Origin of the sequence: Dysgonomonas termitidis, from assembly GCF_042654545.1 — a bacterium.
Classification (GTDB): domain Bacteria; phylum Bacteroidota; class Bacteroidia; order Bacteroidales; family Dysgonomonadaceae; genus Dysgonomonas; species Dysgonomonas termitidis.
The window spans coordinates 1-17,730 of record NZ_JBHSGN010000041.1 but is presented as its reverse complement, the minus strand read 5'-3'; the positions used below and the strand labels follow the sequence as shown (position 1 = coordinate 17,730).

Annotated in this window: 11 protein-coding genes and 1 pseudogene; 4 read left to right on the top strand and 8 right to left on the bottom strand. The window is 38.7% G+C overall.

Features of this window, described 5'->3' with window-relative positions; translation table 11 throughout:
• Nucleotides 1-1,053: 1,053 nt before the first annotated feature.
• On the top strand, nucleotides 1,054-2,367 hold the full coding sequence (locus ACFO6W_RS04700; RefSeq protein WP_379994213.1) for a sigma-54-dependent transcriptional regulator: 1,314 nt from the start codon (nucleotides 1,054-1,056) through the stop codon (nucleotides 2,365-2,367).
• 1 nt (nucleotide 2,368) lies between these two features.
• Here ACFO6W_RS04700 and ACFO6W_RS04695 read toward each other — a convergent pair whose 3' ends face one another.
• Nucleotides 2,369-4,732 carry a hybrid sensor histidine kinase/response regulator gene (locus ACFO6W_RS04695; protein ID WP_379994212.1) on the bottom strand — a complete coding sequence of 788 codons (2,364 nt, stop codon included), beginning with the start codon at nucleotides 4,730-4,732 and terminating at the stop codon, nucleotides 2,369-2,371.
• 270 nt (nucleotides 4,733-5,002) lie between these two features.
• On the opposite strand from ACFO6W_RS04695, the gene ACFO6W_RS04690 reads away from it, so the two are divergent.
• Complete coding sequence (locus ACFO6W_RS04690; RefSeq protein WP_379994211.1) at nucleotides 5,003-5,338, top strand: hypothetical protein; 336 nt, start codon at nucleotides 5,003-5,005, stop codon at nucleotides 5,336-5,338.
• 255 nt (nucleotides 5,339-5,593) lie between these two features.
• Here ACFO6W_RS04690 and ACFO6W_RS04685 read toward each other — a convergent pair.
• The 3 genes and pseudogenes from ACFO6W_RS04685 to ACFO6W_RS04675 all read right to left on the bottom strand — a co-directional run.
• A pseudogene (locus tag ACFO6W_RS04685) lies at nucleotides 5,594-5,749 on the bottom strand (transposase); the annotation flags it as partial.
• 337 nt (nucleotides 5,750-6,086) lie between these two features.
• Nucleotides 6,087-9,794 carry a hypothetical protein gene (locus ACFO6W_RS04680; RefSeq protein WP_379994210.1) on the bottom strand — a complete coding sequence of 1,236 codons (3,708 nt, stop codon included), beginning with the start codon at nucleotides 9,792-9,794 and terminating at the stop codon, nucleotides 6,087-6,089.
• An 82-nt stretch (nucleotides 9,795-9,876) separates the two neighbouring features.
• Complete coding sequence (locus ACFO6W_RS04675) at nucleotides 9,877-10,593, bottom strand: hypothetical protein (protein WP_379994209.1); 717 nt, start codon at nucleotides 10,591-10,593, stop codon at nucleotides 9,877-9,879.
• A gap of 675 nt (nucleotides 10,594-11,268) precedes the next feature.
• Between ACFO6W_RS04675 and ACFO6W_RS04670 the strand changes: the two genes are divergently transcribed.
• Nucleotides 11,269-11,475, top strand: a complete 207-nt coding sequence (locus tag ACFO6W_RS04670; protein WP_379994208.1) for a LytTR family transcriptional regulator DNA-binding domain-containing protein — start codon at nucleotides 11,269-11,271, stop codon at nucleotides 11,473-11,475.
• 450 nt (nucleotides 11,476-11,925) lie between these two features.
• Here ACFO6W_RS04670 and ACFO6W_RS04665 read toward each other — a convergent pair whose 3' ends face one another.
• The 4 genes from ACFO6W_RS04665 to ACFO6W_RS04650 all read right to left on the bottom strand — a co-directional run bounded on the left by ACFO6W_RS04665 (nucleotide 11,926) and on the right by ACFO6W_RS04650 (nucleotide 15,157).
• Complete coding sequence (locus ACFO6W_RS04665) at nucleotides 11,926-13,035, bottom strand: type II toxin-antitoxin system HipA family toxin (protein ID WP_379994207.1); 1,110 nt, start codon at nucleotides 13,033-13,035, stop codon at nucleotides 11,926-11,928.
• Nucleotides 13,019-13,348, bottom strand: a complete 330-nt coding sequence (locus ACFO6W_RS04660; RefSeq protein WP_379994205.1) for a helix-turn-helix domain-containing protein — start codon at nucleotides 13,346-13,348, stop codon at nucleotides 13,019-13,021. Before ACFO6W_RS04660 ends, ACFO6W_RS04665 begins: the two co-directional genes overlap by 17 nt.
• Nucleotides 13,349-13,577: 229 nt before the next feature.
• Entirely contained in the window at nucleotides 13,578-14,135 is a 558-nt protein-coding gene (locus tag ACFO6W_RS04655) for a hypothetical protein (RefSeq protein WP_379994204.1), read from the bottom strand.
• A complete protein-coding gene (locus tag ACFO6W_RS04650; RefSeq protein WP_379994203.1) occupies nucleotides 14,132-15,157 on the bottom strand; it encodes a hypothetical protein in 1,026 nt (341 codons plus the stop codon). The genes ACFO6W_RS04655 and ACFO6W_RS04650 overlap by 4 nt, the downstream gene beginning before the upstream one ends.
• A 730-nt stretch (nucleotides 15,158-15,887) precedes the next feature.
• Here ACFO6W_RS04650 and ACFO6W_RS04645 point away from each other — a divergent pair.
• Entirely contained in the window at nucleotides 15,888-17,687 is a 1,800-nt protein-coding gene (locus tag ACFO6W_RS04645) for a type I restriction-modification system subunit M (protein WP_379994202.1), read from the top strand.
• The last annotated feature ends 43 nt before the right edge of the window (nucleotides 17,688-17,730 follow it).

Genomic DNA, 17,730 nt, shown 5'->3' with positions numbered 1-17,730 from the left:
CTCTCTCTCTCTCTCTCTCTCTCTAGTAAAATACAGCTAACCGCCAAATTTTCAAAAGAAAAAATGGATTTTTTTATTGATCTATTTTGTGAGATTTTACACATTATATATAAATAAGAAGATTTAAGGTATATATCACGTTTAGATTAATTATAATTCTTTTTTGACACTTGTCTTTTTTTGCTCAAATATTGGAATCACAGGGTTAATTAATGGGTTAAAATTGGGTTAAAACACTAAAATAAACATTAACCCTGCCAATTTTAATTCCAATAATTAATGCGAATCAGTAGTTGAGGTGTTCTCATAAAGATACAACCTGCTATGAGTGTCATCAGCATTCATTATTTATTGTATCAGAGTGAAGCTGAAATCTGTGGGCCGGAATGCTCCGCAGATTTTTTTGCATATCCTGTGAAATATTTTACCGGAACTTTATCTATATATTGGCTGATAGCCGGAGCTCTTTGAAAGATTGATTAAAGCAGTTACGAGTTTGCCTCGCCTTCGCTTCGGCGAATGTTATTTCTTCGCCCTGCGGGCAGTTACGAGTTACAAGTTAGTTCACTGTTTACTGCTTACTGTTTACTGTTAACTGACATATCTGTTACCTTTTTGGAGAAAGATACGAGAGACAGGTTGTTAACTACTCTCTGACGGGATGCTTCGTTTCCCTCAGCATGACAGACCACGATACTGTTTACTGATGACTGTTTACTGTTAACTGATATATCTGTTACTTTTGTTACCTTTTATATAGTGTTCTTTGTGTAAACCTTTGTGTCCCTTGCGGTAAAGAGTTTTAACCACTAAGTACACGAAGGGGGCACAAAGGACACAAAGACTAAAAAAGACTGTTACCTTTTTTTAGTTATGAGTTGTTAACTGTTGACTGTTTAGGGCAAAAGCGGAGGAAACAATAAATATTCGTCATTATAGCCTGTAATGCGTCGATAAATATTTAATACTACTTAATTTAAAATAAAACCTTTTCCACTAAGGGAGAAAACGAATAATTTTGAATTAACTTCGCTTTATATCATATAATATCATATGGACTCAAAGGTTTTAATTGTTGAAGACGATAGTGCATTCGGAATACTTCTAAAGAAATGGTTTAGTAAAAACGGATTCGAAGCATTGGTCAGGTCTACTTTAGATGAGGCCAGAAAGGATCTGCTAAAGACAGATTTCAAATTGATCATGACAGACCTAAGGCTTCCCGATGGGGATGGTATTATGTTATTGACATGGATCAAGGAGAAGGGAATAAGTACTCCGGTTATTATAATGACCAGCTATGGAGAGGTCCAAAGCGCCGTTGCCGCCATTAAGTTAGGAGCATTCGACTATATGGAGAAACCCATAAATCCAGATATACTGAAATCCAAGATAAATGAAGCCCTAAATCATATTCCGGTCCAGGCCCCTAAAGAAAATGCCTCTACCGTAAATATCGTATATGGCAAAAACACTTTATCTAAAAAAATGTATGAGCATATCGAACTGGTTGCGCCGACACATCTATCCGTGCTTATAAGGGGCGAAAGCGGAACCGGAAAAGAATACACAGCAAGAATGATACATGACAGCAGCGACAGGCACCATGCTCCGTTTATAGCCGTGGACTGCGGTAGCTTATCCAGAGAGTTAGCCCCGAGCGAATTGTTCGGGCATCTGAAGGGGGCTTTTACTTCTGCCATTGCTGATAAGAAAGGTGTATTTGAACAGGCCGAAGGCGGCACTGTTTTTCTGGACGAGGTGGGAAACCTGTCATATGAGGTACAAGTCCAGTTATTAAGGGCCATACAGGAACGGAAGGTACGTCCGGTAGGCTCGGCCACGGACATAAAAGTAAATGTAAGAATGATCGTTGCAACGAATGAGAACCTGGAAACTGCGATATCAGAAGGACGTTTCCGGGAAGATTTATATCACAGGCTAAACGAATTTACCCTGATAGTCCCCCCTTTACGCGAGCGGGAAGAAGACATTGTACTTTTTGCAAACAGCTTTTTGGCAGATGCGAATAAAGAACTGGAACGGAATGTGGAAAAGTTCTCGGACGATAGCATGCATATATTGAAACAATATCACTGGCCCGGAAATTTACGCGAACTGAGAAATGTGATACGGAGGACTGTACTTTTTGCAAAAGGGACAGAGATTACACCTGATCTTTTGCCTGAATTTATTCAAAGTCCGGCACAGACTGAACAAATCTCTTTATCCCCCATAGATGAACGTGAACAAATCCTTAAAGCTCTGAAAATAACAAAAGGGAACAAGACCAAGGCCGCAAACCTGCTCAATATAGACAGGAAGACCCTTTACAACAAGATGCATCAATATGGCATGGATATTTAATTTAGTGAGATCTTAAATAGTCGTCCGTCCGGGCTGTTATCTGTTCTGCATACTCAATCAGTTCGAGTATATCATCTTCCCATCCGGGATATACCTGATCCTCTCCGGACCGCCGGGAATCTATCTTCTTAAATATATCCAGCTTTCCGGCCGCACCAACCTGTATAAACATCGGCTGCATCTTATGAGTAATAAACTGGACCCTTTTGAAATCACTATCGAGCAATGCAGAGCGAAGGCCGGCGACATTCTCTGTTGTAGATTGTACGAATGAAAGCAGAACCTCACGTAATGCTTCGGGATCTTCCTCCAGGATTTCGCCGAGCGAACCGAAATACGTAGACTTTCCTCCCAGCAACAGCTTCAGATCACTAATTTCTACAGGCTTTTTCAGATAGGCTTTAAACCCAAGTTTGAGGAAATCATCATAGTTAATATCTTCCCGTGCCGTGATTATCGTAACCGGTATATCTGCCCTATTGTATTTCATCCGGCTTAAAACATCAAGGCCACTAAATTCCTCCATTTCCATATCAGTCAGTATCTCATCATATTGGTCTATTCCCAATATCATGTTTTCGAACTCACTGATATTATTGCATGTGGAAGGGATATGGCCTAAAGCCAACAACATATCGCGGATAATTGCCAGATAATATATATCATCGTCTATCGCTAATATTTTTTTAGGGATGAAAGCTTCAGTCACAATACCCTTACTTACAGGGATGGATACTTCGGTTCTGGTTCCTTTTCCTTCTGCCGAAGCGACCTTTATGTTCCCCTGAAATAAATCGACCAGACCTTTAACAACATACATCCCAAAACCTGAACCTTCCGACAGATGAGAGCTTTCATCTATCCGGCTAAATGGCCGGAATATATCATCGATCCGGTTTTGAGGAATTCCTACGCCTGTATCTTCTATCATACAATATAGCCTGGAATCAGAATATTTTACATCGAACCTGATGGAGCCTTCTATCGTATATTTAATCGAATTAGACAGGATATTTATAAGTATTTGCTTAATCTTCAGAGAATCCGATGACAATACCAGATTCTTATCAAAATCGAACAAATGAGATATCGTGAGGCTTTTCTGATTAGCAAGAGGAACGAACATGTCCACAGTCTCTTTACATAGGTCATATAAATTGAAGTTACGATTGGATATACTGGATGTGCCTTGTTCGATACTCGAAAATTCGAGTAAGTTAGCTAAAAGGGCTAAGATATATTTTCCAGAATCTTTCATCGTCCGGACTTGATAAGGCAGGAATTGCTTTGCCGTTTCTTTCAGTTCCAAAGTTCCGAGAATAGAATTAAGAGGTGTTTTAATATCATGTGAAACAGACAGCAGTAATCTATGACGACTATCCATTATTTGCTTGATCCTTACATTCGCCCTTTCTACATTCTGGCGCAGCCTGTAACTTTTGTTTACATCACTTATTATAAGCAATATAAAGATGAAGATCAAAATAAGGGCGACAGCACTGCTAATAATAGAATAGGTATTATTATTGCGGATCAATTGTTCTGTATTTTGTATCTCATCTAACCGGGTTTGGACAGTCTGACTATATAATTCAATTAGTAACGTTGTGATTTCAGAAGATATTTCCTGATCTGCTACAATAAGATTGTTTAAATTCCTTTCGATGGTAATGATCCTATTTACATAGTCATCTTTGGCCTGCTCTGCGATCTCCGTAACTTCAGATACGATATGCAGGGTATCGCTTTTGGGCAAGGTTAATGTATCCAGCTTAGACGTAGTAATTGCCGTTACTGTATCCGTACCTTTAGACGGAGAAAACAATTCCGACAATTTTTTCCAAAACCCCTTTTTAGAACCTGAATGGATTATAGTATCCTGTACTGTTGTGGTGACTAAGACGGTGTCTCTTTTAACGACCGGGTCCATGTCTTTTAGAATTTCATTAATCGATTCTATAGGATTCTTATTGCTAAACTGGCGATTCAGATTTGATACGATCTTACCCTTTTTAATCAAAAGCCAATTAATTTGTTGTAGTTTCTCGTTTTGCAGAGGATTCACATAGCTTAGGGAATCCATCAATTGTTCCACTGTATTCAGGCTTTCATTGAAAAGGCGGAAATGCTTTGTTTGCTTTGTAGATACATAGAGATTTAGTTCCGACTGGGATACGTTTACCGCATTAATCAATTTATTCAAAAAGGAGAGTTCTCGATAGTATTGTTCAATATTCCTTTTTTGGTCATCAATATCATCTCCCATTTTGTAGATATAGATAAGCATTCCACTGCAAATAACAGCAACAATTACATATATTAATACGGCTTTAAATCTTATATTCTTTTCGGGAGTTTCCAGCATCTTCTTATTTTTCTATGTGTACTATATATAAAACGAACAAATAACTATTCTATTTGGTTTTCCACAGTTCTATGTGTGTATTTTTTCCACAGTTCCACATTATCACCATTTAACCAAAGTAGAGCTCCATAAAACCAAAACAATAATAATCAACCAGTTACAATACACAAATCAAGTACATATCTTTTTGGCATAACTATTGTTTATTTAATAACGTAACTGAAGTTTACACATTTTGATGCTCATAATAATAATTAAAAAATTAAAGAGATGAAAAAAATGAAATTAATGATGTTGGCCATTGCGATAGTTTTTGGAACATCAGCTTTTGCAAATGTACAAAGTTCGTCAAGTGAAAATAACGCAACAGTTGCGATTAGCCAGACAAACGATGACGGATATGTAGAAGTAAAATTGGAAGATTTAAACGAGAAAGTTCAGGCAGCGATAAAAGGGTATACCGAATCGTATGATGTTTCAGCCCTCGGATACAATGCTGACAAGAAACTTACAAGAGTAACTCTATCTTCAAAGGCAGACCAAAGTATCAAAGTTGTGATACTGGACGATGAAGGTAAAGAATATGTAGAAGCTACTGCTGAATAAATATACCCAAATTTGATCAAGGCAACTTCACTAGGCCACAGGGGAATACTCAATGTATTCCCCTCCTCTTGTTTACTGACTGTCAAGAAGAAAAAGCTCCCGTAAAGATCTAATTTACAGAAACAATATATATTTTGCATCTTAAATTAGTGAAACTGATAAGCATCAGTTTAAGATCTATGGTGATCGGGAAGAAAATTCTCTATATAATATACAGCCTTATATAATTGCATAAAGAATATGTACCTGGAGAAATTCGCGGGTATAGTTCTTATACAATAATAGGTAAGCCGCCCATTCATCTGTCATTATATGGGTTCCATTTTTTACAACTTTTTGTATGATTGGCTCTAATGTCTTACGCTTGGCATTTGGTACAGAAGTAATTTTTAATTTTCCCTTACATTGTACCCGTTTTCACAGAAAACTGTCTTTTACAATGCGAACATTTCATTCATTTGCTAATCTGCTCATCCGCTTATTCACAAATTTACTATACCATTCTTTCAAAGAGCTAACGGCTAATAGCTTACTACATAGATAAAGTTTTCAATTACCAATTCGCATTCACTTTATTATTCTTTTGGCAGTAAAATATATACTCCCTATACCACTGGGGTCATAGGGAGTATACGATGAAATACTATCTTACTTACTTGGTTTACTATAACAAGACGGAATTTATACCTTCAGTACCAGAGTCTTCACTTCTCTTAGCAGCCTTTCAACAGCTTGTTATACCTGCCCCTTATCTGTCTAGCCGAAGCCTGATATGAGGGTTTATAGGGATAACTTTAGGTGGGGCTTTGATACCGATACCGACCAGTTGCAGGTTTATGCTGTTTTCATCGACCGTGAAAGTGAAGACAGCCTGTGTATTATCGGGTTCTATCTGTCTCTGCGGGATATCATTGACCCAAACAGGCGTATTGTTCACTAATTCGGAGCGGGTGCCGGGTGTAACATCAGTGATATGCCACTTTGAAGGGTCGCTGTTGGTGATCCTAACTGTGTAATTACCCTCCCGCAGGAAGTAGTACAAGTTGCCGGCCACACTGCGGAAAGTGCCGTCGCCGACTATTTCCATTTCGGGGCTGCCGATTATTCCCGTACCCAGAAGCATTGTCTTATAGGAACCTGTAAACTGAGATAAAAATGTGCTATTGTCTTCGCCTGCATCCAGTTTCCCATTGCGGTTCTCGTCGTAGAAAAATTTGCCTAATACCCCGGCCATAGCTGTCTCGGCTGCTATTACCGAGCCGTAAAGCCATGTACCTGAGCCATCTGCTTCACGCCAGCCTTTCTGGTAGCTGCGCCAGAAATTCAGGGTGCCCAGTACGGAGCCATCCTCCAACGAGATGCGGAAAGTGGTTTCTCCCTTGCTGCCGGAATCGCCCACCTTGGCGATATCTTGCGAGGCGATGAACTTCAACATGGTAACCTCTTCCAGAGTGTGTCCGGCAGCCAACAAGTTGGTATATGTATCCCACTGCGGCTTTACCGGAACCCAGCTGTCATCTATACCTCCCTCGGTGAATTCGGTGATAGCTCCCGTATCTATACTGTAGTAGGTGGTGAAGCCGGGGAGCACCACTTCTTCCTCCAGTATGGCCGTCCATTCGGGCTCATGAGGGGCCAGGCCTGGTTCCGATAAATGCGCATCCTGCAGCACCGTATTATAGAATAAATGATCATAATTGATGCCTATCTTTGGTATGGGCAGATAGATTTCCGACCCCGGATAATAAACATCGGCGGAAGTATTCTCATACCCTATACGGATTTCGGCATCGTGGTCGCCGGTTACGGTTGCTATAGAAACGTCGGTACCATTGTAGGAATAAAAGTCCTCTGTATTATCATTATTACCATCAGCGTTATTATCAATAAATACACGTATACCCAACGATACATTCAGTCCCGGATCTTGCACCACCGGTATTCCGGGGCTAATGTTGTTCACATTCCCGGCTATCGCTATTCCGTAGGAGGAGGTTTTTCCTGTCCAGTTATTTACGTCGGGTCCCGTAAACCCGCTTGTGCTGGCGGTAAGGGCAGACCGACCGAGATCGATATTTACTATATCCGCCATAGAAACGGAGGGATAGGCCGCCGAAGCGAGGCTGACATAAGCCATAAAGCGCAAGGTAAAGTAATTCTGGCCTCCGTAACGGTCGGATAAAGTTCCTGTATAATCTTCGTTTTGTGCATTGCGGGCTATAATATCGTACTTGTTGTTGACCTGTATGCGGTAGCTTGTCCATCGTATGCCATCGACAATTTGGGTTTTCGGTGTTCCCGTTACCGATGCGGGAACAAAAACAGGGCCATTCCTGCCTGCCGCCGAAAGTACCTGCAACGAGGCAGGGTCGAGGCCTATCCCTTCAGGCAAATTTATATAGAACGTAGGGTCTGTGATCTCATTAGAGTGCATGCTGTTTGACCAGGAATCGCCGGTGTTGGAGTTGACATCAAAATATATAGGATCGCCGGGAAAGAAAGATCCTCCTTTCTGATCGCCGGCCGGCAGGGTATATGTTTCCATCGAAGGATATCCCTCATGGGATGCGGAAACCTCTATTGTTCCCATCCCGGATGTTGTCCAGCCGATACTGGTATGGCTGGTAGCGGTCTGTGGCAGATTACTCATCACACCGTCGGGGGTGTCGGAGCTTATCGTCAGCGTTACATCCCCTTCTTGCCCGTTTATAAACTTTCCGTAATATACAGTTTGTCCGGTGGTACGATTGTTTGTGAAGTTGGCTACCTGTAATGTTTCCTGTACAATAGTCAGGTTGACCAGGTATTCATTATCCGCCAGCCCCAGCATTACAGGAGTAATCCTTGCCGAACCGTATACATATCCTTGCATGGTTCCGGTATAGTTCACAGTCCTACCAGCGCTGGTAAGGCCTGTAGCGCTTACGTTATAGTCCGTCGTGTTACTTCCCCCGCAGGGTATCTTTACTCCCCGTACCTGTGGCGAGGCTGGGAAAGTAAACTCATATTTCATGTTTTCCGCTACAGTCGGCCCATTATTCGCTATACTGAACTTTCCTACAGCCCAGTCGTAGGGAAAGTCTTGATCCTCATTCAGGTCGCGCCTGACTAAATTCTGCCCGGTCAGGCTAATGTCGATTTGCGGACGCACAGGTGTACGGTATGTGTTTACGGCATTTTTAAGCTTAGTATCACTATCTGCAACCACCATAGAATAGGTATATTGTGTGCCGTCGCCAACCAGTGAGCCGGTAGTAATGGATGTACGGGGTGTAAAATCGATGGGTACATCCCATTTGTTGTTTACCCCGTCTATTTCTGCCGTCCAGAATATCTCCAGGGCTGTACCTGTACTGGCATGTGCCCATTGACCTTTGCTGAAAGTAAAGGTTATTTCGTGTGCGGCGGTATTGTTGCTTACTTTAATATGCCCGTTGTTGAACGAACCCTCGGTAGAAGTACCCGGGTTCAATAGCCATACCCGACTGATATTAAAACCCTTGTAAGTAACCCCTTCTCTGTAGGGAATAGTGATAACGACTTCGTCGACATAGGGTGTCTCAAGTCCCATGCCCGAGTTGTAACTCGAAAAAGTCCATCCTGTATTGAAATCGGCAGTTCCCTTGTTAGGGTCTGTAGAATCAACGACGCCCTCTACCTTTCCGGAGTGCCCGTTATTGGCGCCTGAAATGCTGGTAGTTGCAATATAGGGAATGACAAGCTGGCTTATGTGCGCTTTTACATGGTTGGAAAGTTCAGATGTACCGCTTATCATATCCACTGTAATATCCGGTAAGGTATGGCTGGTAAACAGAGTTGCATCATAAGAGACTTCTATAGAGCCTGTGGCCAGAGCCGGGTCGGTATGCGGTACGAGCGGCATATCGATGGCCAGGGTAAGGGTGAGGACAATACGGTCGCAATTGGAGTTGAATGTATAAACCACCTTGCCATCGTAAGGGCGGATATTCTCCTCTTTTGTGTTAGTATTGTACGGACTCCTATCTCTATAGGTGGTGTATCCCGTAATTACCTGATCGGCGAAAGGTGTACCGTCTCTGGCAGTCAGTAAACTACTCGCTATCATGCTTTGTCTGTCACCCGGAAGGCTGAGCTGTGTGACACCATCGATAGCGTCGGTGCCCGATTTGACGGAGTATTCCTTTATCATATACCCGCGCGGAATATCGACCATTATCTCGCGCGTTTTCACAGAGCCCGGTAATGCAAAATCAGCCGTGATCTGCATCTGCACATTACCCGACTTATTGTTCATCTCTGCCTGGTGAGGCGTAGGCAGGGAATCGACGTTCGTCCAGATGGTACCGTCGCCCCATTTTACCGTCAGCGCATCCTGAGCATGCAGTACGGAGCTGAAACTACATACGGTGCACAGCAAGGTAAGCAGTGAAATTTTGAAAACAGTATATGTAGTTTTGTTGTTTTGATTTGTCATAATTCAATATTTTAGAGTGGTAAGCAGTAAGCAGATGGCAGAATCAAAGATTTACCAGTAGACTACCGACCGTTGCTAATCGCTATTTTACCACAAAAATGACATTGATATAGCTACTTTCCGGGATATTGGTGGAAAGTATCTCGTAAGTCATTTCCCCAGACGCATCGATATCTGTAATTTTCAATACGTCTGAAGGAGAATATGCCGTAACTATATAGTCGAGCTCACTACTACTATAAATCTTCGGCTGTACCTGAGTGAGTGCACTATTGGAAGACACGAACTGAATGTCGTTACTGTCACTTTTGGTGAATTGATTCACATATTCGTTATAAAGATTTACGCTCTGGGTGCCGACTGTCGAAACATCTAGATTGAACGACGGCATGTAGAACCATTTTGGGCTATTGGAATCCTGTACCTTTACCCAAGTGGCTCCGTCCCAGATATATTGCCCCTCGTCGAAATCGTTTGTGGTAGAAAGGTTGTAAACCAGCAGTCCGGTCAGTTTTTCTTTCAGATTGGGATTTGCAGTAATTTCTGCATCTGTAATGAAAGGCAGTAGCTTGCTTGCATCTACAAGATTGACACGCGGCAACAGCAGCCCGCCTCCGGAACCGGAGGTGAGTCCTGTGGTCGGTCCGCCGTTTGTAGATGAATCATCACTTTTCAGGTCGAGCAGTGCGCCCTTGATTGGTTCTTTATCTGCACCCACGGTTACCTGTGCATTAATGGTCACGGACAAGCAGATAAGGAAGACGAATGTTGTTATTAGTCTTTTAAATTTCAGTTTCATAATTCGTTTGTTTGTTACGATTTTCTGTAAAGCATTTGTTTTAGTCACATCATTTTTTTTAAAATTATAAAAAATGCAGCAATTCTTCCATACACCTTTTGTATCGGGTATGGATGTAAGTTTGTAATAAGGTTGGATATTATTTATCCTATTAATCCATTTTGTTTATATAATTTCTTACAGGCGTTGTCGCCGTTTTCCGGATTTGTAATCTTTGTTGTTATATTACAAAAGCTTATATACGCCTCCATTATTTGTCTTCCCGTCTGCTTCGATTATCATTTCGTCATTATAGTTTCTAACGGATTATCTCCTGTTTTTATTTTTTTTAACAAAAAAACTGTATCTTCTACAGGCGGCTATTATTAACCGGATATTGTATAGTTACATTTTATATTTTGCATAAATACACGCAACTATCATATTATCAGAAGATAAAATATAGATCTCAATGCTGTTTTCTGTCTGATTTTCATTATATAATTGAATTCTATTTGCAATTGCAAGTTATCTTTAAAATTTTATATAGATTTTATAGATTTCCGCCATTATGTTTTACATTTTCTCCCGGACATGTTAAAAAAAATCAATAATAGTGTACGGAATGAATGCTTTTATCAAGTTTAAATATCCGACTATCAGCTATTTGTTTTTTCGCAATTAGTATCTATTTCCATGTCCGAAACACACAATTATATTATGAGTAACGATTTTATTCGTATTCACCGAGGATATGTTATCAATCTTAATTACGTGGAGTCTATCGTAGGGAATACTATCAAAATGTTCAGCGGCGAATGGCTACCTATTGGACGGAAATTTCGGAAAACCGTAAATAAATCATTCCCGTTTGCCGTAACAAGAAGCCAGAAATACGAGTAAATATTGCTGTTCGGAGAACGGAATTCTTATTAGAAAAACATATTTCGCCCAAAATGTAAGGGAGCCGTTTTTTACCACTTTGTAGAAAATAAAAATCCTGAAATTCAATGAATTTCAGGATTTTACTTCATTTTACTTATTCTCTTTGTGGAGCTGGAGGGAACGTATCCCCTACTCTATCCCCCCTATAAATGAATATTTTAAAATTCTGAAATTTTGACTGTCCCCGAATTTAGCAGTGCCTGATTCCGCAAAACTAACTGAACATCATACAATTACAAATATATATATTTCTGTGAACAAAACAAAACTTTTAGAACATTGTTTTTCAGCAGATTATAGACAATAATTTGAAAAGCACTCCTTTTTTTCGGAGGGAACTGTATTTTGAGGGCTACAGATAAAGCTCTTTTACAGCAAAAAATTGTGGATTTTCTTGTTATTTTCTGCTTAAGAACGGCTAAATCTTTGGGATAAAATCGACTCACATTTATTTGCTATAAAATCAATGATTTCCATTCCTTTTTTACGAGGGATGCGAATACTCTCTCCAACGATCAGCATATCCTCTATTATAGGAGAACCACTATTGTTTACAGAGGTAGCATGCTCTCCATTATACCCTTCCCGGCTTAGGGTTAAGTCGTATGCGGGTGACAAAGACCATTTCCCTGCACGACAGATAAAACTGAAATTTTTAGCATGGTCGTCTTTATTATCCGTAAGGACATTAAAAACCATCCGACGGAACATTTCATCTACTTGTTCCGGATTCTGTGTCAGAAAACCGGTTAAATGAAGTAATATTTTATAGTCTAATTTAGGATTGTGAATAGACTCGTTGAGCAAAGCTCCTGCAGTAGCAATATGTAAACGTTTATCATTCTCCAGATCAAACCGCTTGCTTGCAAAATATTTTCCTTGCAGAAGTTTGAAGTCTGATACTTCAATACCGCACATACGGGCTATTTCATTATAACGGAATTCCATTTCCCCCATGTTCTTGGGGTCATATGTATTCCGGAATTTCACTAACCAGGCTCCCTCTTCATCCCGGTATAAACATTTCGGTCGACAACCTCCCGAGTTCCCGCTATTAAAATAGAGTACATCTGCACCATCATCCGTCTTTTCTGACAAGATATCAAGAGCCAGCTGTTGCAAATAGTCCAATTCAGGTAAAGTTTTTTCTTTTCCAACTAAAGATTCAGGTATATAGGATAAGGCTCCCATACCGGATGTCCCTACAATACTCAACCGCTGAAGCGGGGTAAGTGTACTGTCATCTATTCCTTGATTTTTCAGCAATCTATTCAGTAAATAGCGTCCGTATCCATCTGGAAGACTATCTTCAAATATGCCGAAATTACCCCAGAATGGTTCTGGTTTGGCAATAAACAAGTCTGATTTTAAAGGTAGTTCTATAGGAGATATAGAAAACCCGGATAATAGCCAACTCTTATCATATTGAAATGCGCATAGCCGATTATCCGGAGTCATCATTAACTCACCAACCTTCTGCTCTCTGTATTGAACTGATAATTTATTTACCTGTTTCATTCCGCCGTCCTCTTTTTCGCCGTTTATTCTGGTTTATAAGTTCAAGCTCTTCCATCGTATTGTAGATAGGTTGAGACAAGAGCTCTTTGATATCTTTAGCATAACCTAAAGCCTTGGTTAAAGCTATATACGAAGCTAAAGAAATCGTATATTTCTGCTCAAATTTAGCAATCGTAGCAGCAGGGATACCACTTATCTCAGAAAGGGTATTTCTTGATAACCCTTTTTCTAAGCGACGATTTTGAAGATTTTGTGCTAAAACTTTCTGAATATCTTCTACTGAATCAATATCAAAATTATACAACAAATACATACTATAATATCTATTAATGATAGAATACAAAGATAATAAATACTATAGTAAATTTTATTAAAATATTAAATATGAGATAAAAATTAATATGAGATAAAAAATGACAGGGATTAATGCTATCAATTGCTATCAATCCATTCATTACTAAAATCCTACATAGCTATAAATTATGGTAACTATATATGGCAATACCTTAAATTATATTTCTATAAACTTTGTGGTATTTCCATTATTTAGGTAAATCTTTTTTACTCATATCAATATCGTCCATTAGAAGAATGTAAATATTTGATAAGGTTACTAAAATAAACATTACCAAATCATAAAATAATACCAAACTTATAGTTGTCAAAGTAAGTTTTATGATATTATCATTAACTACTTTTTGAAGGACAAGCAAAATAATCAAAGCAATACAAATAATGATGATAAACGTAATTTGCTGCACGAAACTTCGCGTAAAATTACTAAAGCGTATCAAATAATTTTTAGTACTATTATCAGTCTTGTTTTTAAATCTTTCTATCCGTTGAGATAATTTATCAGGAACTGTAAATAATACACCAAATATTAATGCAGTGAATATGCTTAATACAGTCAATAATGTATCTATTATATCTTTCAAACTTATTTCCTTCCAAACCGTAATTATGCATATTACAATTGGGACAAAAATAAATCCTAAATATACTTGAAATTTTGACCTTTTATTTCCGTCAATATCGTACAGTAGCGATTTTATTCCATCTTTAATTATCCTATATATTTGTTTAAATATGAATGTCATCTTAATTTAGGTGTATATGATATCTGCCTTTTAATATCATTCAACATTCCTTTGGTATATTGATGAAGATCATCCCATTTTGGCAACTGAGAATTGTCCTCTTTCAGCGAATCATCCAATGTAATTGTCGGCAATATACTATCTATATTTGCTAATGTTGCATTAGCTCTTTTACCTTCTGAATCTACATAGAAAAGTTTTACTTTGTCTTGAGTTTCATCATAATCTGTATCAATTGCCTTTATTTGAGATTTTAATACATTCTTATAGTTTACAACTGATATAAAATCTTTAAAAGGTATTTTAAATCGGCTGAAGATAGATCTCCTTTTTGCATGTGTAAATGGATTAAAAACAGGGTTTAAAGGTCTGTTTGTATCTCTATTACGATGAACTACTTGTATTTCGCTAATGTATCCATCTTTCAAGAATCTGTCTATATATTCATCAGGAATACATTTGCTCCACTCAGCTTTGTAACCCTTAGCTATAAAATAGCTACTAAGTTGTTCTTTAAATAAAGTCGTACAGCCTGTATTTGTATAACTCTGCACCATTAAAATACCTACATTAGAATCAATTGGCATCCATATTTTGTAAAAATAATAAAGTGACGTTACACTATCTCCAGCAACTTTACTTGTAGGTATAGTTGCATTACTAGATTGATATATATCATATTCTATACCTGTAGCACCACCTTTGAATATCCCCCATACCGTATAGTCGTTAGAATCATAACCTTTAAACTGATCTGTTGTAACACTCATTGCTTGAGTATTATTCTTATTTGGCTTGAATGAAGAATTAAAACCGTTTATAAAATCTTCTAAAAAAACTTTCATATAATTTGCTTCATCTATTTCTTCAATAGATAAAGTATTAACGAAGTCTTTAAGTATACATTCATCTTTTTCTGTAAGATATGCTACTCTTTCTTCGCCACGAATCCTCCGTGTAGTTTCTTCTTTTATTTTCTTCAAAGTAAAATAATAGATGTCAAGTTTTAATGTGTATCCCATATAAATTATTCTTTAATTATAACATGTAACATATCTTAAACTTAAGAATCAGAAATAACAAATTTAATAACAATTGATTGATATCCATACATATATTTTAACAAAAATAAAATATTTGCGAATAACAACATGACAAATATGAATAAGATAACTATCGTTATTGAAATACTAGGTAACGGGGTTAAAGACACTATTATAACCGTTAAAAAGAATGTAACAACCATATTTTATTTGAGGAGAGCTTTGATTATAACCTCAAGAGATGTATACTCTTCGATTACACACTCTCTCAGAAAAGTTTTTTACTGAAAATATCCCGAATTGGGAGATAGCTCAGTAATATTATTTATTCATAAATTTATAAATGACATTAGGCTGAGTAACAAAATGGAGGCTATTTTTAATTATAAGGTCAAAGAGATCTTACGTGTTATAAGTATTGTAGTCCACTTCTTTTATTACTAATCACCTATTACAGGTTGCCCATAGGAAACTGATATTTAACTCATATGATTATGGAAGTTTCCCTTTTCTTAGAATTCATTAGGGTATTTAACAGTATGTACAGATTGAATAAATAATTCTCATCCTCATCGAAGAAATGCCATAAACATTCGTTAAATTTGCACTTTATGTCAATAGATGTATAATGTTATGAAGAAACAGAACAGTAGCCAGCTATTGAATATTGACGCAATGAGAGCGGATTAATAAGCGTAACCAATAAAATATGAATAAGCAACAACTTGCATCAAAGATATGGGCTTCGGCAAATAAAATGCGGTCAAAGATAGAAGCCAATGATTATAAAGATTATATTCTTGGTTTCATCTTCTATAAATTTCTATCCGATAAAGAAGAAAGTCTGTTAAGAAAAAGTGATTGGACGCAGGAAGATTTTCCCGAATTGAAGGAAGACGATGAAGAAACGGTGCGTTACTGTCAGCAGCAATTAGGTTATTTTATTTCATACAACAATTTATTTTCTACCTGGTTGAAGAAAGGTAGGGATTTCGATGTTTCTGATGTGCGCGATGCTATTTCGGCATTCAATCGTTTAATAAACGAAACGCACAAACCCGTCTTTGCAAAAATCTTCGATACGTTGCAAACAGGTCTGAGCAAATTGGGTGAAAGTGCCGGATCCCAAACCAAAGCCATTAGCCAACTTATCCAATTGATTAAAGATATCCCTACAGACGGTAGTCAGGATTACGATGTATTAGGATTTATCTATGAGTATCTTATCAGCAACTTTGCGGCAAATGCCGGGAAAAAGGCAGGAGAATTTTATACTCCACACGAAGTATCTGTTTTAATGTCGGAGATTGTTGCCCATTATCTGAAAGATAGAGACAAAATAGAAATTTATGACCCGACAAGTGGCTCAGGATCATTACTCATCAATATCGGTCGCTCCGTTGCCAAACATATCAGCAATAAAGACAATATACTATACTACGCCCAGGAACTCAAAGAGAATACCTATAACCTGACCCGTATGAATCTCGTTATGCGCGATATTCTGCCCGACAATATAAAAGCCCGTAACGGGGATACACTGGAAGATGATTGGCCATATTTTGACGAAACCGACAAGGAAAGAACCTACAGCCCACTATATGTGGATGCAGTAGTGTCCAATCCGCCCTATTCGCAAAACTGGGACCCTTCGAACAAAGAAGCGGATGCCCGTTATTCCCGGTACGGACTGGCTCCAAAGGCCAAAGCAGACTACGCATTTCTTCTTCACGACCTGTTCCATGTTAAACCGGATGGCATAATGACTATCGTACTGCCTCACGGAGTGTTGTTCCGGGGTGGAGAAGAAGAAAAGATCAGGAAGAACCTAATAGAATACAATAATATTGATGCCATCATAGGGCTACCCTCCAATATCTTTTTCGGAACAGGCATTCCTACCATCATCATGGTACTGAGGCAACAACGTGCCGATGAAGATGTATTAATAATAGATGCCTCCAAAGGCTTTGTAAAAGAAGGAAAAAATAATAAACTGCGTGCTTGCGATATCAAAAAGATAGCCGATGCAATTATCAACCGCAGCGATATTCCTAAGTTTTCCCGCAAGGTGTCTCGCAAAACCATACGCGAAAACGGGTACAACCTGAATATACCCCGTTATGTGGATTCATCGGCCGAAGCAGAATCATGGGATATATACGCCTCTATGTTCGGAGGCATTCCCAATGCCGAAATTGATGCTTTGGCAAACTATTGGGCAGCTTTCCCTACGCTACGGGCTCAGCTATTTGCCAATGACGGTACTCCCTATTCATCTCTGTCTGCCGAAGATGTAAAACAGACCATTGCTGACAATGCGGATGTAAAAAGCTTTATCAACCGTTTTAACGAAGCTTTCGCCACATTACCCGCTTACCTGAAAGAGGAGTTGATAGACAACATGCTGACACTGAAAATACAGCAGGAAGAGAATAAAATAAGTATCGATATTTTCAATCGGCTCACCGGTCTGCCGCTATTCGATAAATACTGGAAAATCCAGTGAGCGTTGCCCCCTCGTGCCAAATCTAAATTGACCCCTGAAAAAA